Genomic DNA, 21844 nt, shown 5'->3' with positions numbered 1-21844 from the left:
CTACACGCTAGCCCACTAACAACGTATAGACGATACCTGGCCCGTGTACACCGATCGTCAAATCATTTTCAATATCCGACGAGCGGCTTGGTCCAGTAATAAAATGAATGCCTGCAGGCAGTTGCTCACGCCCGACTTCGTCAAAGCGGCTTAGAATCTCGCCCAGTCGTGTTCGTAAGCGCTCTACTGGCAGAAGAATGATCAGTGCGGTTGGCAAAAGGCTGACCGCACGGCCTTTCTCCGGCGAGGATAGCACCGCTACCGAGCCGGTGTAAGCAGCCGCTTCGTCGGCGATGACGATGCCGATATCCGCCTCAGCGGCGCGGGCCTTCCAATCCTCGACTGGATCGGTGTTCCACACCGATAAACGGACTTGCGGCAGTGCCGATTCCAGCTGGAGCGCATCCAGGTCCGGCTCATTCTGCCGGACGATATAGGCCGCTCCCAGCTCTCGCGCTTTGCACGCGATCCAGTCTGCGGTCTGCTCCAAATTCGGCAGACGCACGACATGCCCGCCAACACTTGTAAAGTTAGCAGTGAACTCCTCGATGCGCCGCTCCGCGCTCCAATCGAATTCGTACCAAAATGCAGGTGCCCCGCGAAACGGCTGAACTGGCGGCTCCGTCTGTCGTGGACGCTTGAGCCGCGTCGCGATGCCGTCCATAAAGCGTACCTGCTTGGCACGGGATTCTTCTTCCATTTGATGAAGCCACGCTTCATGGGCCGCTTTTGCTTGCGCAGAAGGATTACTATGCTCACTCATGCTGCGTCCCTCCTTTACTTCTATCTGCCAAAATCTTCTCCATTCGGCTGAGAACATCCGGCTGCATCACGTTGCGTTCCTGCTCCAGCTTATGCTCCAGCGTGTTCCATTGCTGACGGAAGGATTTTTTCGCCAGAGAGGGAGCCACACGGTACGTATTCCAGCCTTTTAACGGGCCCAGCTTCAAGGTAATTTCACCTTTACGGACGATCGCTTTCTGGGCGATCTGCCCTAGCCGAATCGCCACTGCGAATCGCTTCGAGTTGGAAACTACGGTCGCAAAACCTTTCATCCCTGCCGTTTCCAGCTTATCTCCTTGTCCCGCCTCCACCTTGCGTCTGCGCAAATATACCAGCATATCATGCAGCGGTATTTTGACCGGACAGGCTTCATAGCACGCACCACACAGACTGGACGCACTCGCAATATCGTTCCACTCTTCGATGTTGCTATGAAGGGCAGGCGTAAGCACCGCACCGATAGGGCCACTATATGTCCCGCCATACGCGTGCCCGCCAATGTGTCGGTACACCGGACAGGCATTCAGGCAAGCACCACAGCGAATGCAATTCAGCAACTCTTGAAACTCGGGATTGCCCAGCTGTAGTGAACGTCCGTTATCTACGATGATGATGTGCATTTCGTCAGGCCCATCGGCATCTTGGCTGCGCCGAGGGCCTGAAATACCAGACATATACATGGTCAGCTTCTGCCCCGTAGCGGATCGTGGCAATAATGTAGCCATCACCTCCAAATCCGTCCAGGATGGAATAATCCGCTCCATGCCCATCAGCGTAATTTGGGTTTTGGGCAGAGTGGATACCATCCGTGCGTTCCCTTCATTTTCAAACAGGACCATGGAGCCTGTCTCGGCGATGGCGAAATTACAGCCCGTCATGCCAATATCCGCTTCTAGAAACTTCTCACGCAGCTTTTTGCGGACAAAGCCCGCCAAAATCGTCGTATCCGCGGACAGTTTCTCACCTGCTTCTTGGGATAACAGTTCGGCAATCTGAAAGCGGTTTTTGTGAATCGCCGGAATGACGATATGAGACGGGGGCTCTCCTGCCAGTTGAATAATATATTCACCGAGGTCACTTTCAATCGTCTCGATATCCGCACCCTCCAGCGCCTGATTCAAATGTAACTCCTCCGACACCATCGACTTGGATTTGACGACGGAACGGGCTTGGCTATGTGCAGCAATATCCAGGGTAATACGTACGGCATCGGCTGCTGTATCGGCAAAATGGATATGCACCCCGTTGGCACGGGCATTTTCTACAAATAGATTTAAGTAATAGTCCAGATGGGCAATGGTATGCAGACGAATTTGACGGCCCCGTTCACGCCATTCTTCCCAATTTCCGTGTTGCTCTGAAGCCACCTGCTTTCCGTTACGCAAACGCTCTGTAGTGAAACGAACTGCATTCCGCAGAAAATCATCATTTAGGGCCAGCTCTGCACGTTTTTTGACCTTTTGGTTCATGGAATGTGTGTGTACGACGGTCATGCGTGCTTCACCCCTTCGTACAGCAGCTCAGCCAGATGCATCACCCGAACTGGCTCCTCCCGATACCGAAGATTTCCGGCAATGTTCATCAAGCAGGCCATATCTAGTCCGACCAGTACCTCGGCTTCGGTCTCCCTGATATGGTCCACTTTTTCAGTCACCATCGCTCCCGAAATATCTGGCATTTTCACCGCGAAAGTCCCGCCAAAGCCACAGCAGTCCTCAGCAAAGGGAAGTGGTACTAATTGCAGCCCCTTTACACTGCCAAGCATCTTCATCGGTTCCTCCTTCACGCCGAGCAAACGTGTGCCATGGCAAGACGGATGATAGGTTACTGTATGCGGAAAAGACGCGCCCACATCGGTCACGCCAAGCACCTGTACCATAAATTGCGTAAACTCATACGTCTTTTGTTCCAGCCTCCGTGCTGAATCGAGCCATTCGGGCTCATCCTTAAACAACTCCGGGTAATGATGAATCATATATGTACAGGAACCGGAAGGAGATACGACAAAATCGCTGTCGTTAAACGCTTTCAGAATTGTTTTGGCAGCAACCCTCGTTTCATCCCAATAGCCGCTGTTATAGGACGGCTGTCCGCAGCATGTCTGTACCTTCGGAAAATCCAGCTGAACACCATATCTGGAAAGCAAGCATGCCATCGCTTCCCCCACCTTGGGATAAATCGCATCACTCAGGCAAGTAATAAATAAAGATACCTTCATACGGAACACCCCTTACGTCTATGGAATAGCTATTACTTTATAGAGGATACCAGCGGATCGGTTCATTTGAATCTGGAGAAGCGTCAGCGTTTGCCTAAAAGCTTTCCAAAGGAGAGCTCTCTACGTAAGCATAAGCTTGCAGTGGGATTCTCACCTAAACGTGTTTTACATCATCAAAGAATCCCACTGCAACAGCGAGCGTAAGAGCAAATGAAACGCGGAGCGACACTCTCCACCTCGACATTTTTAAATTCACACAACCGTAACTGGAATAGCCTGCTCCGCAAGTTGACTGCGAATCGGATCCGACAACCTCGAATCCGTAATAATCTCGGATACCTGCGACAGGTTCACGACATGCGTAAACGCCTGTTGCCCAAATTTGCTCGCATCGGCCAGTAAAATCACACGGTCTGCAATGCTGACCATTTTCTGCTTCAAACGAGCTTGCAGTTCATTCGATTCACTAATACCGCGATCCAGATGAACCCCCTGGCTGGAGAAAAACAATTTATCCACATAATAGGTTTCCAGGGAACGCTCTGCGAGCGGGCCTACAAATGACAGCGAGCGTTGAAGCAACTGCCCCCCCGTCGAAATGACCTCGATTTTTTCCTTACCCGCCAGCTCTGTAGCTACCCGAATCGAATTCGTTAATATTGTCAAAGGAATATCCGGTAAACTTGAGGCCATATACCAGGCGGTTGTGCTGGCATCCAGCAAAATACGATCATTCGGCTGAATCTGCTTGACTGCTTCTTCGGCAATTCTGCGCTTTTCCTCTGCGTTCATAATTTCCCGTACCGCATAGGGCGTTTCAGGCTGCTCGTTTTTGACACTGACCGCTCCCCCATGCGAACGGCGCAGTCGTCCCGCCTGCTCCAGACGGTCCAGATCACGGCGAATCGTTTCCTCCGTTACTTTGCACAACTCACTCAATTCGGACACTCGTATGCTTCCTTTTTCATTCACGAGCTGCACAATCATCTCATATCTTTCTGCGACCAGCATGGCAATCTCACTCCACATCTTTAATGTACAAAAAGTCCCGCTACCCGCCGGAATTGCCCATAGGCATCCTCCCACGCTTCTGACTCGGCAGGCTCATATTCCTCCACGGAAATAGAATTCGCGATGACCCGGCGGGCTTCCCATATATCGGCGAACTTTCCCTGTGTCATCCATTGTACCGCAAGATTGCCGATTGCGCTCGCTTCTGCAGGTCCCGCCCACACTGGTTTTTGAATCGAATTGGCCGTCCATTGGCACAACAAGCGATTTTGAATCCCTCCTCCGACCATATGTAAACCATTAAACCGTTGTCCTGACACCTGTTCTGTAAGCTCCAAAATGTAACGGTACTTTAACGCCAGACTCTCCAAAATACAACGCGTGATTTCTCCCGGCGTCTCGGGCAATGGCTGTCGGGTATTGCGGCAATATTGGCGAATTCGTGTTTTCATATCCCCGGCGTGCAGAAATAATTCATCGTCCGGATCAATCAAAGAAGTGAATGCTGGAGCCTGTTCTGCCATATGAACCAGTTCAGGGAAGGAATAGGAGTACCCCTGCCGTTCCCACTCCCTACGCGCCTCCTGTAAAATCCACAAGCCCATGATGTTTTTAAGCAGCCTGTAAGTTCGGCTGACCCCACCTTCGTTCGTAAAATTAAAACGAAGCGTATCGTCATTGATTACAGGCTGTGCCGTTTCCGTTCCCATCAGGGACCATGTTCCACAGCTCAAGTACGCAAACGAGCGCTCCAGCGCAGGCACGGCAGCCACAGCAGATCCCGTATCGTGCTCTGCTACTGCAATCACAGGAATCGCTCCAATGCCCAGATCGTTCATAACCGACGAGCGGATCGTTCCTGCAACATTTCCTGGCTCCAGCACCTCACCAAACCAGGAATGGGGAATGTTGATTCCAGACAAAAGCTCATCATCCCATTTTTGCTGCATCGGATTATATAATTGCGTGCTGATCGCATTGGAAAACTCATTGTACATTTCACCTGTCAGAAAATACCGTAGCAGATCTGGAATCATCAAGAAATGCTTTGCCTGCTCCAGCAACGGTGAACTCGCATTTCGCATAGCAGCCAGCTGATAAATGGTATTAAACGTCAAAAACTGAATGCCTGTGCGCTGGAAAATAAACTCTTTTCCCAGCCGTTCCTGTACTTCTTCCATTACCCCATGGGTGTGCCAATCCCGATAATGATAAGGGTTGCCCAGCAGTTCTCCGGTTTCTCCGATCAGTCCAAAATCGACCGCCCAGGAGTCAATCGCCAGGCTGGATGGATTCATTCCCCTATGCTTGGCTTTGATCAATCCTTGCTGAACCTCGTGATACAGACGCAACAGATCCCAGTGCAGATGTTCCCCAACCTTGACCGGATCATTCGAAAAGCGATGGATTTCCTCCACCACTATACGTGAATCCGTCAATTCTCCGAGTAGAACCCTTCCGCTGCTTGCCCCCAAATCATAAGCGAGGATACTCACCAGCTTGCACCACCCTTGCCTCTTTGCAAAATCTGCGTGCCATACTCAGACGCTAAGTAAGCTTTCATCGGGTCTGCTGGTAACCCTTGCTCTTCACGGATCGCTCTGAGCAATGGTGCCACATCAAACTCAAACGCTTGTCGCACAGCATCCTCCGCACCCAGCACATTCTGGCGGCTCGATGCTTCCTCCACTTCTGCATGATTAATTAGGAGCGCTTTCGCATATTGAGTCTGCACATTCAGCACCGAACGAATCATCGCCGGAATTTTTTGCTCAATATTGTGCGACTGATCGATCAAATAAGCAATTTTGTCCACCGTATGCCGAATATCTTTATCCACATCCTGAGCCGCATTTAAAATTTGATAAAAAATCAAGAACAGTTCATACGGATTCGCGGAGCCCACGATCAGATCATCATCCGCATATTTGTAGCTATTAAAATGAAAACCACCTAATCGCTTCTCATCAATTAGAAACGCCACAATATGCTCCACGTTGGCTCCCGGCAGATGATGCCCAGTATCCACCAGCACCTGTGCCTGCGGCCCCAGCTTGGTTGCGTAATTATACGCCATGCCCCAATCGGCAATATCCGTATGATAAAAGGCTGGCTCGAACGCCTTGTATTCAATCAGCATGCGCATGTCAGATGTGAGCGCCTTATACATTTCACTGAGCGCTTCCAGCATCCAATTTTTCCGTTTGCGAATGTCCCCCTGACCGGGATAATTCGTTCCGTCTGCGAACCATAAGCTAAAATCGTTCGAGCCCGTTTCCTTCGCAATATCTACGCATTCTAGCAAATGGTTGATGGCCTTGCGGCGGATGGCCGGGTCTACATTGGTGACACTGCCGAGCATGTAGTCCTCGTCTTGAAACAGATTAGGATTCACGGCCCCAATCCGCAGACCGAGACTTTCCGCATGACTGCGAAGCTTGCCGTAATTGTCTACTTTATCCCATGGAATGTGAATGGCAACGGATGGACATAAGCCTGTCACGGCATGAACCTGCGCCGCATCCTCTAACTTTTCGAACGGATCACGCGGCACGCCCGTTTTCTGAAAGACTTTAAATCGTGTACCTGAGTCGCCATATCCCCAGGATGGTGTTTCTATGCTAAGCGATTTCAGCTTTGCCTTTACTCGCTCCAGGTCAATGCCTCGTTGTTGCTGTTGTTCCTCGAATAAGGCGTACGCTTTGTCACTCATCATGGTTCCTCCTTGGAAAAATGAAGTGAGTTATGGGAGATCGCTTCGCGTGCGGATTGTTCTTCCGATCGCTCCGCTGCTGACCACCCATAAAGTCACTTCTATTTTTAAAGTGTTAGTGTGTGTATAACATGTGGCTTGGATTAGTGAAATAGATTAGTACATTAAATTAGTTCGTTATAATCCTAAGTGTTGAGCCGTTGAAATGAGTCTATCGCTTACCCAGGTTCATTTTAATTCGGCTAGCGTGTAAAGGCAGCGGGGACGCCGCCGTCGATGGTCAGCATACAACCTGTCGTTTTCTCTGCCTTGGATGAGGCGAAAAAGGCAATGCCCTCAGCGATATCCTGCGGGTAAATATTGACCAGCAGCGTCGTCCGTTTGCGATAATGCTCCTCCAGCTGGTCGGGCTCAATGCCGTAGGCAGTGGCGCGTTCATTACGCCAGTTGGAGTTCCAGATTGCCGAGCCTTGCAGAATGGCATCCGGCAAAATGGTGTTCACACGGATACCATATTCACCACCTTCTGCGGCAATACAACGGGCTAAGTGCGCTTCCAGCGCCTTGACCGAGCTGTAGGCCGTTACATTTTTACCTGCGTAGACCGAGTTTTTGGAGCCGACGAACACCATGCTGCCGCCAAGTGTCTGCTCCTTCATGAGCTTGAACGCTTCTCGTGCAACCAGAAAATAACCCGTTCCCAGCACATTCACATTTAAATTCCATTCCTTTAACGATGTTTCATCGAACGGACTGGATGTAGCAAGGCCTGCATTGTTGACGATGATATCTACACCGCCATAGGTCAATGCCGTTTCTGCATAGGCAGCCTGAATTTGCTCCTCCTGCGTCACATCCATTTTTACGGCAATGGCACAGTTTTCTCCGTAGCTACTATTGATCTCTGCGGCTACCTTTTGCGCGCCTTCCAGATTCAGGTCTGCCAGTACGACATGTGCGCCTTCATCCACCAAACGACGTGCGGTTGCACTGCCAATTCCGCCTGCACCACCTGTAATGAACGCAATTTTACGGGAAAATTCAACTTCTGCTGGCGCGAGTGACAGCTTATAAAGCTCCAGCGGCCAATATTCCACGTTATATGACTCGTTCTCACTGAGTGAAACAAACTCTCCTAACGTCGTTGCCCCTCGCATAACAGCGATAGCCCGATGATACAAGGCGCCGCTTACCTGCGCATTGCTCCAGCTTTTACCTGTGTTGATCATACCAACACCCGGAACCAAAATTACACGTGGCGCAGCCTCAAACATAACATCCCCTTCAAGCCGATTGCGCTCGAAATAAGCTTGATACTGCTCCTTATAAGCTGCTATACCCTCGGCAAGCTTAACTTTCAAGCCCTCTACATCCTCCACATCCGGTGTCCAATCTACATAGAGTGGCTTCATCTTGGTATGGACCAGATGATCCGGGCACGCAGCCCCGACCTGGGATAAAGCAGCAGAATCCCGGCCGTTCACAAACTCCAACACATCTTCCGCGTCATCAAAGGTTAAAATCATCTTTTTCTCATCACTGACCGCTCCCCGAATCGACGGCATAACTTGAGATGCAATGCTTCGGCGTTCCCAAAAAGTAAGCGCTTTATATTTTGTTCCTCCAAACGCCTGATTTTCCTCTTGACGGGCTTTAATATAGCTTTCTGCTTCTTGGATGATTTCGATCGTTTTGGCATAAGCCGCTTCGGATGTGTCTCCCCACGTAACCAGACCATGCTTTTCCATCAATACCAATTCAGCTTGTGGATGATCGAGTACACCTTGGGCAATCATTTTCGACAGCTTAAATCCAGGACGGATATAAGGCACCCATACAAAACGGTCACCGAAAATTTCCTTAGCGATTTCCTTACCGTTGTGCGCACAGCACAAGCTAATAATCGCGTCCGGGTGCGTATGATCGACATGTCTAAAAGGCAGAAAAGCATGTAATAGCGTCTCAATTGAAGCCCGTGGATGCTTGGCATCTATCATACAGTTCGCCAAATATGCGACCATATCCTCGTCAGACATATCTTCTCTTTCAAATAAAGGACGAATATCCTCCATACGAAGTCCTGTGAAGTTATGCGTTTTCATTGTTGCGAGATCGGAACCGCTGCCCTTGACGTACATCACTTCTACTTCACGCCCGCGAAAATCTGGTATCGTCGTTTTGGCCGAAGTATTACCGCCTCCCCAATTGCACACACTCCTCTCTGTACCAATCAGGTTAGAACGGTATACGAGCTGTTCCAGCATGCTTTTCTGCTCAGACGCTTGTGAAGAAATCCACAGACTTTGTACCATAGGAAAAAGACCTCCAAGTTTAGTTTTAGTTTTGAAAGGCTTTATTACAGTGGTTATTCTTTGTTTATGGAGACTATAACACCTTTGTTTTAATTTGAAAATAAGTAATACAAAAATAATCAAAAATAAATTTTAATTTTCATCCATCTGTAATCTGTGTACATTAATCAAAAGCCGCGCCGGGATCAGGTTATGAGAACCTTTTCCGGCACGGCCTTTTGGTAGGTAAATCACTTCATTCAAGCATATTACTACAAATCGAATACGCTCCGTCCAAAGAAAGACTACTCAGGGAATATCAAGTCGTTTTTTAACGACTGCTGGTACCCCTGCAGCCATGGTAAAGCTGGGTATATCATCTTTAACAAAGGCACCTCCACCTATCATAGACCAACAACCAATGTGACATCTCTCCCGTACCGAGACACCGACGCCGATATAGGCCCCCTCATCTATGGTTACGTTACCTGCCAGATTCACGCCAGGGGCTATGGTTATATAATCGCCAATAACCGCATCATGACTCACGTTAACACTCCGATTGATAATCACATGCTGTCCGATCTTAATATTGTCCGACAGGACAGCCCCTTCAAAGATCATACTTCCCTCTCCAATGGTGTTTCTTCGAGACAAACGAACACGCGGATGTATTAGCGGGGCTGCGATACGAAATCCCGATTGAATTGTATGATAAGCGAATCGTTTCTTTAATGCTGGGTCACCCACTCCCGCACATATCAGTTCCACCTCATATTTTAACGCTTTAATGTCGGTCAACGTCCCCAGTACAGGAACCCCATTTACGATCTGCCCTTTCGTCTCAGGCCGTTCGTCTAAGAATCCTATCACTCGAACTCCTAACTCTTCACATAACCAGTTAATTTCCCTGGCATGTCCGCCCGATCCCCAAATCACGAGTTTCCTCATCTGGCTGTCTCTCTTCCCAAGCTTCTTAGAACATTTACAATTCTTCGAACGATAATCTCATCCAGTTCCTCCCACAAGGGCAGGCTGACAATATGTTTGGTAATATGCTCGGTAACATGAAGAGTAGACCGGGGATAACTTTGGAACTGCTTCTGCTGATGGCACGCCGGAGAAAAATAGGTTCTGGCTTCTATTGAATTAGAGGCTAATAACTTAACGACCTCTTGATTCGTGTGTGAATCCGGACTAAGAATAGGGATAAATTGATGGACAACCGATCCTTGTGTTTTTTGTACAGACCATCCTCGTTCTAATAAGTCTGCTTGGAGCAGTTCTTGAAGATAATATTCGTAGATCGTCCTTCTATTCTCCCGTACAGTTTTGAAGTGATCGAGAGTAGCTAAAGCGATAGCAGCGGTATACTCGGATATCTTACTGTTAAGACCTTGGGTGACAGACTCCCTGCTGCTGGAGAAACCGAAATTCCCCGCCTGACGAATTCGCTTAATGAGATGCTGGTCCAAACTGTATACCAATCCACCCTCTCCGATACCAAAAGATTTGGTGGCATGAAAGCTGAATACTACGGCCCCTCCAAAGCCTTTACCAAAATGGGTGGCTTCCTCGGGAGATATAGTCCCAAAACTGGCAGCAGCATCAATGACTACCGGAATTCCTTGCTCCTGCAGCTTATTGTATACAGACAAATCAATGGCTGTACCGAAAGTGGCATAAGGAACGATTACCGCAATCTCATCTCCCAGCAGCTTGACTGCCTGCTCTAACTGCTCCCTATTCATTTGCCAATTCTCCGGTTCAATGTCAAGGAAATAGGGTTCTAACCCGCACCACTCAGCAGCAAGTGGGGTGGCAGCAAAAGTAAAACTTGGCATAACTGCATATTTGCCCTGTGGTCGCTTGCTGTGAGCGATAGCCAAAATCAAGCCGATGGTAGCGTTACTAACAGTCACAGCCGAACCGATTCCATTAAACACTTGCGCAATGACCCGCTCTTCAAACAGGTTATTTAAGGGGCCATAATTGGAGTAAATTCGCGTCTCTTCTATTTTCTCAAAATTAGCAATAAATCGTTCCTTTTTTACTAAACTAGGTCGTAAGAAGGGAATTTCAAACATAAGCCAAGCCTCCTTTGCACATGGGATGAGCAAGTTAGGATTCCAATGTTTTTAATATCATTTCAATTCGCTTGATATCTGCAACAAATTGTGGACGGCCTTTTATACGTTCATGATAAGAATGAAGTGCAGTTTTAAACAAATCGTTGGTATCAAGAAATCCATCATCTCTCGAGGCAATCATAATATCTAACCATTCCGTGAACGCATTTTGACCAAGCGTTTGATTATTTTGATTGGGATGTATTCGAAAATAGCTTAGCGCTTCAGGAATATAAACTGCTTTTCCTTTGGATAGTAAGTTCAACCAGGAAGCTAAATCATTAAGAAGAGAATACTGTTTCCCTTTATAAACTCCAAACCGTTCGATAAGATCTGTTTTTTTGAAAAACACTGTTGTAGGTTCACCAATCACATTTAAACAACGAGTTAATGCAACGTTTGCCAACATTCTTCCGTCCATTATCCTTGTTTCTTCGTATAACTTTTCCGTTGCATAGAGCGGTGGGAGAATAGCCCCTAATTCATTCATGGTTTGCCGATACGAGGTAACCAGTGTGATGTTTTCAAAATTTTCAAAAAAATAGAGCATCCTTGCTATTTTTTCTTTATGAAACATATCGTCATCCATCAAGTAATTGATATATTCACCTGATGCCAAATCAAAACATTTATGCCAATTTCCAAGAAAAAGATTTTTATCATTTTTATAATATTTAACTTGGGGAAAAGAATCTAAATAAGAATCAATCATTTCTTGTACTTCATTCGTTGTACTGTCATCACAGATAATAATTTCGATGTTCGGGTAAGTTTGTTCCAATACACTGTCGATGGCGATTTTTAGTGTATGCGGCCGGTTATATGCAGGTATAACTACACTTACTAATGGGCATTCCACACTTACTCCACCTTTCTTTAATGCTTCGGTGTTTACGACGGAGGTTTCAAACGGTTTATTCGCTATGTTCATATGGGCTGGTATTTTTCTCACATCCCCGAACACATACACATACATATATACTACTGGGAAATAAAATGATGCCAGGAAAATGGTTGTTTCAATAAAAACAATAGCTTACGTCTGAACGGCACCTCCCTCTCGTTGATGTTCGAAACTGGTAAAGGGGAATGATCATGTCATTGAATTTCACTCCGCTACTGACAACTCATTTATTTGTATCGAAGAAGGTTTTAAAGGATCATGTAAAAGAATTGATAGATAGATTGGAAGAAAATCACATTACAATAAACTTGTATGAGGCTGATCAGCCACTTATAGACAATAGCCTCCAAAAACCTCGGGTTTACGTCTCGATCGGAGAAGAGTGGGGAGAATTTTCAGCACTAAAAGCATTGCCTGGTCACGAAAAAAAACGCTGGTTACACTTCCAATCACCTGACGAAATTCAACCTATGCATTTATTTTTCTGCTGGCTTAAGGCAACAGATCCTCTTCCGGAGAATAGAACGATTCCTCCTACACATTTTTCTTCAAACACACCTTTAATATCCGTCTTTACTGCCAGCTACAGATCAAAGGAAAAAATTCAACGACCTTATCAATCTTTATTGAAGCAGACCTACAAGAACTGGGAATGGGTAATCGTGGATGATTCCGGTGATGAAGATGAAACGTACAAGGAGTATTTACTCCCTTTAGAGGATCACCGTGTGCGGAGATATCGCCAGGATTCCCGCAATGGTTATATAGGGGCTATCAAAAGGTTTGCAGCAGGTCTATGTACAGGGGAAATTTTAGTAGAAGTCGATCATGATGATGAGCTAACTCCTGACTGCCTGGAGAAAATCGTCAAAGCATTTCAACAAAACCCTGACTGTGGCTTTGTTTATGGGGATTGTGCTGAAGTGTATGCAGGGAGCAATCATGCACATTGGTATGGCTGGGATTGTGGCTTTGGCTACAGTGTTCATTATCGAGTCTGGCTGCATGAAATGAACAGATGGCAAAATGTACAAAAACATACGACCATTAATGGCAAAACCATTCGACATTTGGTCGGTTTACCCAATCATCCCCGTGCGTGGACAAGGGACTGTTATCATCTGATCGGGGGACATCGCAATGAACTACTGGTTGCAGATGATTACGATATGCTGGTCCGGACGTTTCTTTGCACTAAATTTGCAAACATCCCCGATTTGATATATATCCAATATCGTAACGAACATGGGAATAACACTACATTCCTAAGAAATAAGCAGATTCAGGTTCTTGTAGGGGAACTAAATAGATGCTATTTTCAAAGGATACAAATGAGACTGAAAGAACTCGATTTACCACAGCAATTGCCTTATCGTCGTATATGGGAGACTTCTACGGATGATCCTGCCCGGAAATCTGCTCACGTTATTCAAGAAGATACTTCTAAATTCTCGATATTGTTCCCTATCCCCCATTCCTGTCCTGAAATAGAGCACACCCAATTAATTAAAACGCTCCAAAAGGGCATTGAAAACAACTTTAGGGAGATCGAAATTGTGGTTGTAGGTCGAATTCCATCAGAAATCGAAACCTATGCCTCCAAAGCTCCCAGGGGAGCCATACGATGGTGGCCTATGGAGCCAAATGATTCATTAGAAACTTGTATTCAATATGGAAAATTTATTGCGTCCTGCAAAGAGAAAGTGGTTGTGTTGCCGTAAATTACAACAAGGCTGATTAGAATATTAGCCAACAATTATTTTCCAATACCTTTGTCGAAGTCTCTCTGAATCATTTCCATGAGACTTCGACAAAGTTTTTTTTTGTTACAGCAGGACTGCAAACATTAACTTAAGACAAAAAAAGGACCCAAAAGTTATAAATAACTTTTGAGTCCTCTAAATATACCTTGACCTTAAGCTGGTCCTTGGTCACCTTGCGGTCCTTGAACACCCTGAGGGCCTTGGTCGCCTTGCACGCCTTGAACTCCTTGAGGTCCTTGGTCGCCTTGGACGCCTTGAACTCCCTGAGGGCCTTGGTCGCCTTGCGGTCCTTGAACACCCTGAGGGCCTTGGTCACCTTGCACGCCTTGAACTCCTTGAGGTCCTTGGTCGCCTTGGACGCCTTGAGGTCCTTGGTCGCCTTGTACGCCCTGAGGTCCTTGATCGCCTTGAACACCCTGAGGTCCTTGATCGCCTTGGACTCCTTGAGGGCCTTGATCGCCTTGGACTCCTTGAGGGCCTTGATCGCCTTGAACTCCTTGAGGGCCTTGAACACCCTGAGGTCCTTGATCGCCTTGGACTCCTTGAGGTCCTTGGTCTCCTTGTACGCCTTGAGGTCCCTGATCGCCTTGGACTCCTTGAGGGCCTTGGTCTCCTTGTACGCCCTGAACACCCTGAGGTCCTTGGTCACCTTGAACTCCTTGAGGTCCTTGGTCACCTTGGACTCCTTGAGGTCCTTGATCACCTTGAACTCCCTGTGGTCCTTGGTCACCTTGAACTCCCTGAGGTCCTTGGTCACCTTGAACTCCCTGAGGTCCTTGGTCTCCTTGAACTCCCTGAGGTCCTTGGTCGCCTTGAGCGCCCTGAGGTCCTTGGTCACCTTGGACTCCTTGAGGTCCTTGATCACCTTGAACTCCCTGAGGTCCTTGATCACCTTGAACTCCCTGAGGTCCTTGATCACCTTGAACTCCCTGAGGTCCTTGGTCACCTTGAACTCCCTGAGGTCCTTGGTCTCCTTGAACTCCCTGAGGTCCTTGGTCGCCTTGAGCGCCCTGAGGTCCTTGGTCACCTTGGACTCCTTGAGGTCCTTGATCACCTTGAACTCCCTGAGGTCCTTGATCACCTTGAACTCCCTGAGGTCCTTGATCACCTTGAACTCCTTGAGGTCCTTGGTCGCCTTGGGCTCCCTGAACACCCTGAGGTCCTTGGTCGCCTTGGGCTCCTTGAACTCCCTGAGGTCCTTGGTCGCCTTGGACGCCCTGAACACCCTGAGGTCCTTGGTCACCTTGAACTCCCTGAGGTCCTTGGTCACCTTGAACTCCCTGAGGTCCTTGGTCTCCTTGAACTCCCTGAGGTCCTTGGTCGCCTTGAGCGCCCTGAGGTCCTTGGTCACCTTGGACTCCTTGAGGTCCTTGATCACCTTGAACTCCCTGAGGTCCTTGATCACCTTGAACTCCCTGAGGTCCTTGATCACCTTGAACTCCTTGAGGTCCTTGGTCGCCTTGGGCTCCCTGAACACCCTGAGGTCCTTGGTCGCCTTGGGCTCCTTGAACTCCCTGAGGTCCTTGGTCGCCTTGGACGCCCTGAACACCCTGAGGTCCTTGGTCACCTTGGACGCCTTGAACTCCTTGAGGTCCTTGGTCACCTTGCACGCCTTGAACTCCTTGAGGTCCTTGGTCGCCTTGTACGCCTTGAACTCCCTGAGGTCCTTGGTCACCTTGTACGCCCTGAACACCCTGAGGTCCTTGGTCACCTTGTACGCCCTGAGGTCCTTGGTCGCCTTGAACTCCTTGAACACCCTGTGGTCCTTGGTCGCCTTGAACACCTTGAACTCCTTGAGGTCCTTGATCGCCTTGGACTCCTTGAGGTCCTTGGTCGCCTTGCACGCCTTGAACTCCTTGAGGTCCTTGATCGCCTTGGACTCCTTGAGCTCCTTGGTCACCTTGTGGTCCTTGAACTCCTTGAGGTCCTTGGTCGCCTTGCACGCCTTGAACTCCTTGAGGTCCTTGGTCACCTTGAACGCCCTGAACACCCTGAGGTCCTTGGTCGCCTTGCACGCCTTGAACTCCTTGAGGTCCTTGGTCGCCTTGGGCTCCCTGAACACCCTGAGGTCCTTGGTCACCTTGAACGCCCTGAACACCCTGAGGTCCTTGGTCGCCTTGCACGCCTTGAACTCCTTGAGGTCCTTGGTCTCCTTGTGGTCCTTGAACTCCTTGAGGTCCTTGGTCACCTTGTGGTCCTTGAGGTCCTTGGTCGCCTTGCACGCCTTGAACACCCTGAGGTCCTTGGTCGCCTTGGGCTCCCTGAACACCCTGAGGTCCTTGATCGCCTTGGACGCCTTGAACTCCCTGTGGTCCTTGGTCGCCTTGAACGCCTTGAACTCCCTGAGGTCCTTGGTCGCCTTGGGCTCCCTGAACACCCTGAGGTCCTTGGTCGCCTTGGGCTCCTTGAACTCCTTGAGGTCCTTGGTCGCCTTGCACGCCTTGAACTCCTTGAGGTCCTTGGTCGCCTTGGACGCCTTGAGGTCCTTGATCACCTTGGGCTCCTTGAACTCCTTGAGGTCCTTGATCGCCTTGGGCTCCTTGAACTCCTTGAGGTCCTTGGTCGCCTTGCACGCCTTGAACTCCTTGGTCGCCTTGGACGCCTTGAGGTCCTTGATCACCTTGGGCTCCTTGAACTCCTTGAGGTCCTTGATCGCCTTGGGCTCCTTGAACTCCTTGAGGTCCTTGGTCGCCTTGGGCTCCTTGAACACCCTGAGGTCCTTGGTCGCCTTGGACGCCTTGAACTCCCTGAGGTCCTTGGTCGCCTTGGGCTCCCTGAACACCCTGAGGTCCTTGGTCGCCTTGGGCTCCCTGAACACCCTGAGGTCCTTGGACGCCTTGATCGGTTCCTAAAAGTTCATCAGATACTAACCGATGCGCAGGTACTAATTGCCCCAATGCATCTTTACCCCAAACAGAAATTTGAGTTTCATTCACTGCTGGTCCGCTTGTGGTAAACACGAATTCAAATGCGTCTAAATTTGCAAAGAAATTCCTAGTTATAACCGCATTTGGTCCCACTACAACTAGTTGTTGTACATATACTGTTCTACTGCCGTTTAAAATAAAACCCTCGATCAAAACAGTAGAAGAATTTACAGAATCTCGGTTATCTATTTTTACTGTGACCAGTTGGGTGGGTCTGACTCCTAGAACAGGATCGTTTGCAATGGGTCCAGTAGATAATACTGCCATTTAGATATTCCCTCCTTTCTAGTAAAAGCAAGCTTTTCTTGTAAACAATGAGGTCTTTCTCAAGATCATGTTCCCTCTATTTTATTTCTAAAACATGTGATATGATTGTGGCTTTACCTCTGTGCATTTGTTGAGTTTTAAGACTCTAACTGCTCATCCGCAACAATACGCTGAGCACCAATGATTGTACCACTCCCGTTTTTTCCCCAAACAGAAATATCAGTACTTTCTTCTGCCAAACCGCTTGTGGTAAAAACGAATTCATATGCGTCGAAGTTCGCTAGATAATTTCTCGTAACAACTGCATTGGGGGCTAAAGCTATTTGTTCTAGTACATGTAATGTTCGTAAACCATTTAAAATGAATCCCTGAATTAATATTGTTGAAGAATTGACTAAGTCACGGTTTACCATTTTAACAGTGACCTGTTGGATCGGCCTGACCCCACCAACAGGACTGTTCTCAATAGGACCAGTTGTTAATATTGCCATTAAGTTAACGCCTCCTTTACTGGTTATTAACAATAACTCCATGCAATCAAGTAAAATACTAGGACGAAAATAGAAAAGGAACCTGGAGTTCCCATGTATTATATTAATAATTTATTAGATATGATTGTTTGTTTACCCATTAAAAAACAAGATATTATTTATTCTGTCATTCGGTCCGATCGAGCCTCAAACTACTCGTTGTTCTCAAGTTTTGGAAATCTCCTAATTCTCTCTCAAGGAAAGGAAATGAAAGATTTGCCCCTTCCTATATCATTCCAAACCATAAAAAAAGCACCCTAAGAGAAAGGGGTGCCCTCATCCTTGTTACAAATACCACTTGCGTCATGCTACAACACTCTTACAGATTTGTTTTTTAAATCCTCAAATTGTTCCTGCTTTTGTTTCTCATTCCATAAATAATGAAACCCCCATCGATTTGCGGTATCCCCTTCTCGCAGCTCTTGCTTCAAAGCTGAAAACCGTGAGTTAATATAGTCAAAACCCAAATATTTATAAATTACTTAAATATGTTAGCAAGCTTTGATTTCACTATTTGACTAGCATCAAATTTACTTTTTATCTTATTGGAACCATTTTTTCCAACAATCAACGCTTCTTCAAAGTGATCCTGGATCCAAAACAACCTCTCAGAAATTGCGTACCCGTTAGGTTCAACTTCAAAATAATCCTTTCCTTCCTCAAGAATAAATCTATCATTTCGGGGGTTTGTCGTAACAAGTACACATCCTGTCGATATCGCATCAACGGCAGCCGTAGTTGGAAAACCATCTAAAGCAAATCGATCCGGAACACTGCAATTTAGAAATATATGAGTTCTTTCGTACACTGACTTTAACTCTTCAGGGGAAAGTAGGCCATAGAATGTATAATTCTTATTTTTCAATAGAAGTAATTGATCTTCCCAATCACCAATTAGATTAAGATGAAAATCATCCGTAAGTCGATTAAATGCATCTGCCATAATGGGGAAACCTTTTCTAATGGCATTAAAAGCACAGAATGTTAACTGTATAGGCATTTCAACTTTCTTCTGTTTGAATGTATATAAGTCGGTATTAATCACAACGGGATAATAAATACTTCCAACAATCGATTCCATAACTTCATTGATGTTTGTAAATACGGTCGAACAATGCTGTCCTGCAATGGAAAGAAACTCTTTTTTTGTCCATGGATCCAGTCCGCCACCAGGGTACAAGGTAGCATGAAGATTAATATTTCGGTCATCTAAGAATGGCTTAATATTTAGATTAGGATTTGCTCCTGGCAAATAACTTCCATCCGGAAGAAAGCCATGACCAAGCAAACTAAGTGTTAAATTTAAGAAAACACAATATACATCTGTAACCCCCTCAGACACTGCAACTTTCATAAAATCAGAAAAAGGATAAACTTTAGAAGGAAAATAATCATCATTAGGTTCAGTTGCAAAGAACAAAGTATCAGGCCTTTGCTCGAATATATTAAAGTTCTCCCAATATCGAAAACCACTTAGCTTCCATGGAAACTTCGTATCAATTACTGCAAGACGCCGGTTAGTATGCGATTGAATTTGCTGACTAAATATTTCCATACTTTCACCCTTTCTTAAGTTGCTGCTCCCTAAAGCTGTACACCACAGGCGTTTCCCGTATACATATGTGGCTACAATGGCCGATGTTCTAGTACAGGATAGCTGAATCATTCCTACGGTTAGAAAAGCTTCTTAAATTTGTAAGGCTTCCGCTGGTTCGCAAGCAGGTGATCCTGTGGCAGGAACGGCGGGTTCGTCAGGCTGGGAGTGTTTGGACTTCCGGCCGCCACTCTCACCATTCATCATATAATTCTTTAGCTCAATTCATCCCACCAAACTTTTGAACAATAATTTTTTGTGATGAACAACGGCTGCGAATACACGAATTCCAAGCACCGTCATATCCGCTGATTAGGTTGAGGTTTGATCGGACCGATTGACTGAATAAATGTCTAAATTTTGTGGGTAAACAAACAATCATATCTAACAAATTATTAACTCAACTTTCGCACCTAGAAAATCAGCCTAACCCCTTGAGTGAGTAAGGAAAAATCGAATAAATTTTTCCGTATTGACAAAAAACACCTTACTTGTTTGGTATCATGGAAGTGTCAAATCAACCATGCCAACAAGAAAGGTGCGTAACTTTATGTTACAACAACATTCCATGTCTGAATAGACTCGCTTTTCCAACATTTTCGCAACCCTCCAAATGGAGAAATTCTTACAAATTGTGGGGATTTCTAAGTCTTTTAGCTTACCTAGTCCCGCAGTTTTCCAAATCGTCTTCTCACTGGTTTTTGAAGGGTGGCTTTATAACATCCCTGCAGGTAAAGCAGTATGCCTCCCATCAGAATGGAGCGGACACGTTCTGAGAGTTGTACGATCCCCATAACAAAGCCTTTTCACCCTACGGCAGCTATCTAATCAACAGCTACTGTCACGCGTGGAGCTGGACCCCAACCTATTTGATTCGTAAATATAAGCTTTAAAATATAATAAGGCCATGCCAGATCAGGTTATGAGAACCTTTTTCAGCACGGCCTTATGGTTTGACCAACTAATCGTCTGTTCGCATTACTTTGGCTAGCAGCTCATACGAGCGCAGGCGCGCTTGATGGTCATATACCTGAGAGGTTGTAATCAGCTCATTGGCTCTAGTCTGGTCTATAATCCAATCTATCTTTTGCTTGACGGTGTCAGGACTGCCAATGGCTGAATACCCCAGCATATTACCACGAACCGCCTCCTTTTCCTGCTCACTCCAGAGTTTCTCCATGTCATCAACTGGTGGCTTCAGTCCTCCGCTGTGCCCGCGCAGCACATTTAGAAACTGTTGTTCTTGTGATGTAAAGAGCCTTTTCGCTTCCTCATCAGAATCTGCAACAAGCACATTAACACCGACCATCACATAGGGCTTATCCAGTGCTTTAGATGGTCGAAAATTGCGATGATACAACTCTAAAGCCTGTAGCAAATGAGCCGGGGCAAAGTGGCTGGCGAACGCGAACGGCAACCCAAGCTGACCTGCCAGCTGTGCGCTGAATCCGCTTGATCCCAGTAACCAGATGGGAATGTCCAGCCCTTCTCCAGGAACCGCTCTTACTCCCGGAACTGCTCCGCTTAGCGCTGGATTCAGGTAAGAACGCAGCTCATTCAATTGCTCGGGGAAATCTTCCCCAGTACTATGAAGCCCTCGCCGCAGTGCCCTCATCGCGGGTTGATCCGTGCCTGGAGCACGGCCAAGTCCCAGATCAATTCGTCCCGGATAGAGCGACTCTAATGTTCCAAACTGCTCCGCAATCATGAGTGGAGCATGGTTCGCCAGCATAATACCGCCTGAACCGACCCGAATCTTGTTTGTATGTGCAGCTACATGCCCGATAATCACGGACGTAGCTGCACTAGCAACTGCCTGCATGTTATGATGCTCCGTTAGCCAGTACCGATGGTACCCCCATTGTTCTGCATGCTGGGCAAGATCCACCGTGTCGCGGAAGGAATCGGCAGGAGTGCCGCCTTCAATGACAGGTGCAAGATCTAATATAGATAGTGCAACGTTCCGCGTAGTCATTATATATAAACCCCCTGTCAAAATATTATTATACGTATTTCCCTCAACGCCTTAATTCTTTGACCTATCAATTGATACGTCAATTATAATAATGTGTCCCGTTATGAATTGCAAATGATTTAAATTTTTAGTTTTTATCAAAAATCAGTTTACTTTTATGATAAGCTCATCTATTATGCAAATATGTGGATAATGGTTATCCACATTAGCCTGGTTATAAATATTGAGGTGATTGCTAGTGCATATGAAAACAGGTGTCGAACAATCTGTCTACGCTCTTCTTCTACTCACGATGCTGCCGGACAAAGCTGTTTTACCTGGGGAGGCCATTAGCCAGCAGTTAGGTGCTTCACCTACTTATTTTCATAAACTGTTACGAAAATTGGTTAGCTCCGATTTGATTACTTCTGTACCTGGTGTCAAGGGCGGGTTCAAATTAAAGAAAAAACCTGAGGATATACGGGTATTTGATATTTACCTAGCGATTGAGGGACAACAAACCCTTTATTCTTCCAGTGGTATATACAACGAAATGCTTGAATTAAAGAAAGACGATCAGTGTTGTTTACTGACAAATTTGATGGAAGAAGCGGAAGCCTCCTGGAAGGCCGTTCTGAAAAGGGAAACCATCGCGTCACTATCCGCTGACTTTTTTAAAGAAGGATATGATGCCAAAATTACTTCTTTGGAGAACTGGATTCAGGAAAAAATGGTCTTGTAAAGAACACTAATTATCAGA

Annotated in this window: 16 protein-coding genes; 2 read left to right on the top strand and 14 right to left on the bottom strand. The window is 46.8% G+C overall.

Features of this window, described 5'->3' with window-relative positions:
• Positions 1-7: 7 nt before the first annotated feature.
• The 10 genes from ACYCS5_RS26155 to ACYCS5_RS26110 form a co-directional block, all read right to left on the bottom strand.
• On the bottom strand, positions 8-763 hold the full coding sequence (locus ACYCS5_RS26155; RefSeq protein WP_029518446.1) for a LutC/YkgG family protein: 756 nt from the start codon (positions 761-763) through the stop codon (positions 8-10).
• A complete protein-coding gene (locus ACYCS5_RS26150; protein ID WP_029518447.1) occupies positions 756-2276 on the bottom strand; it encodes a LutB/LldF family L-lactate oxidation iron-sulfur protein in 1521 nt (506 codons plus the stop codon). The genes ACYCS5_RS26155 and ACYCS5_RS26150 overlap by 8 nt, the downstream gene beginning before the upstream one ends.
• Positions 2273-3001, bottom strand: a complete 729-nt coding sequence (locus ACYCS5_RS26145; RefSeq protein WP_029518448.1) for a (Fe-S)-binding protein — start codon at positions 2999-3001, stop codon at positions 2273-2275. Before ACYCS5_RS26145 ends, ACYCS5_RS26150 begins: the two co-directional genes overlap by 4 nt.
• A gap of 252 nt (positions 3002-3253) precedes the next feature.
• Entirely contained in the window at positions 3254-4012 is a 759-nt protein-coding gene (locus ACYCS5_RS26140; RefSeq protein WP_029518449.1) for a DeoR/GlpR family DNA-binding transcription regulator, read from the bottom strand.
• A gap of 20 nt (positions 4013-4032) precedes the next feature.
• Entirely contained in the window at positions 4033-5508 is a 1476-nt protein-coding gene (gene rhaB / locus ACYCS5_RS26135; protein ID WP_459760335.1) for a rhamnulokinase, read from the bottom strand.
• Positions 5505-6725: an L-rhamnose isomerase gene (rhaI, locus tag ACYCS5_RS26130; RefSeq protein ID WP_340885249.1), complete on the bottom strand. Its 1221-nt coding sequence runs from the start codon at positions 6723-6725 to the stop codon at positions 5505-5507. Before rhaI ends, rhaB begins: the two co-directional genes overlap by 4 nt.
• A 242-nt stretch (positions 6726-6967) precedes the next feature.
• Positions 6968-9037 carry a bifunctional aldolase/short-chain dehydrogenase gene (locus tag ACYCS5_RS26125; RefSeq protein ID WP_459760334.1) on the bottom strand — a complete coding sequence of 690 codons (2070 nt, stop codon included), beginning with the start codon at positions 9035-9037 and terminating at the stop codon, positions 6968-6970.
• A gap of 288 nt (positions 9038-9325) precedes the next feature.
• Positions 9326-9967, bottom strand: a complete 642-nt coding sequence (locus tag ACYCS5_RS26120) for an acetyltransferase (protein ID WP_039275128.1) — start codon at positions 9965-9967, stop codon at positions 9326-9328.
• Positions 9964-11103 (bottom strand): DegT/DnrJ/EryC1/StrS family aminotransferase, encoded by a 1140-nt coding sequence (locus ACYCS5_RS26115; protein WP_342435087.1) that lies wholly within the window; start codon positions 11101-11103, stop codon positions 9964-9966. The genes ACYCS5_RS26120 and ACYCS5_RS26115 overlap by 4 nt, the downstream gene beginning before the upstream one ends.
• A gap of 34 nt (positions 11104-11137) precedes the next feature.
• Positions 11138-12004, bottom strand: coding sequence for a glycosyltransferase family 2 protein (locus ACYCS5_RS26110; RefSeq protein WP_029518455.1), 867 nt, complete (start codon positions 12002-12004; stop codon positions 11138-11140).
• 236 nt (positions 12005-12240) lie between these two features.
• Here ACYCS5_RS26110 and ACYCS5_RS26105 point away from each other — a divergent pair, with 236 nt between their 5' ends.
• A complete protein-coding gene (locus tag ACYCS5_RS26105; protein WP_459760333.1) occupies positions 12241-13770 on the top strand; it encodes a glycosyltransferase in 1530 nt (509 codons plus the stop codon).
• 130 nt (positions 13771-13900) lie between these two features.
• Here ACYCS5_RS26105 and ACYCS5_RS26100 read toward each other — a convergent pair whose 3' ends face one another.
• The 4 genes from ACYCS5_RS26100 to ACYCS5_RS26085 all read right to left on the bottom strand — a co-directional run bounded on the left by ACYCS5_RS26100 (position 13901) and on the right by ACYCS5_RS26085 (position 21105).
• Positions 13901-16630, bottom strand: a complete 2730-nt coding sequence (locus ACYCS5_RS26100) for a hypothetical protein (RefSeq protein WP_459760332.1) — start codon at positions 16628-16630, stop codon at positions 13901-13903.
• Between the two features lie 513 nt (positions 16631-17143).
• The gene (locus tag ACYCS5_RS26095) at positions 17144-17497 is read right to left on the bottom strand and encodes a hypothetical protein (RefSeq protein ID WP_029519178.1); all 354 of its coding nucleotides are present in this window, start codon (positions 17495-17497) and stop codon (positions 17144-17146) included.
• A gap of 517 nt (positions 17498-18014) precedes the next feature.
• Positions 18015-19091: a glycosyltransferase gene (locus ACYCS5_RS26090; protein ID WP_209948114.1), complete on the bottom strand. Its 1077-nt coding sequence runs from the start codon at positions 19089-19091 to the stop codon at positions 18015-18017.
• A gap of 1000 nt (positions 19092-20091) precedes the next feature.
• Entirely contained in the window at positions 20092-21105 is a 1014-nt protein-coding gene (locus ACYCS5_RS26085) for an LLM class flavin-dependent oxidoreductase (RefSeq protein ID WP_029519174.1), read from the bottom strand.
• Positions 21106-21349: 244 nt separating this feature from the next.
• On the opposite strand from ACYCS5_RS26085, the gene ACYCS5_RS26080 reads away from it, so the two are divergent.
• The gene (locus ACYCS5_RS26080; RefSeq protein ID WP_080658677.1) at positions 21350-21826 is read left to right on the top strand and encodes an Rrf2 family transcriptional regulator; all 477 of its coding nucleotides are present in this window, start codon (positions 21350-21352) and stop codon (positions 21824-21826) included.
• Positions 21827-21844 lie beyond the last annotated feature (18 nt).

It is taken from the genome of Paenibacillus sp. SEL3, assembly GCF_054602585.1.
Note: the sequence above shows the minus strand (reverse complement) of the source record. Positions and strands in the feature narration are given on the sequence as shown.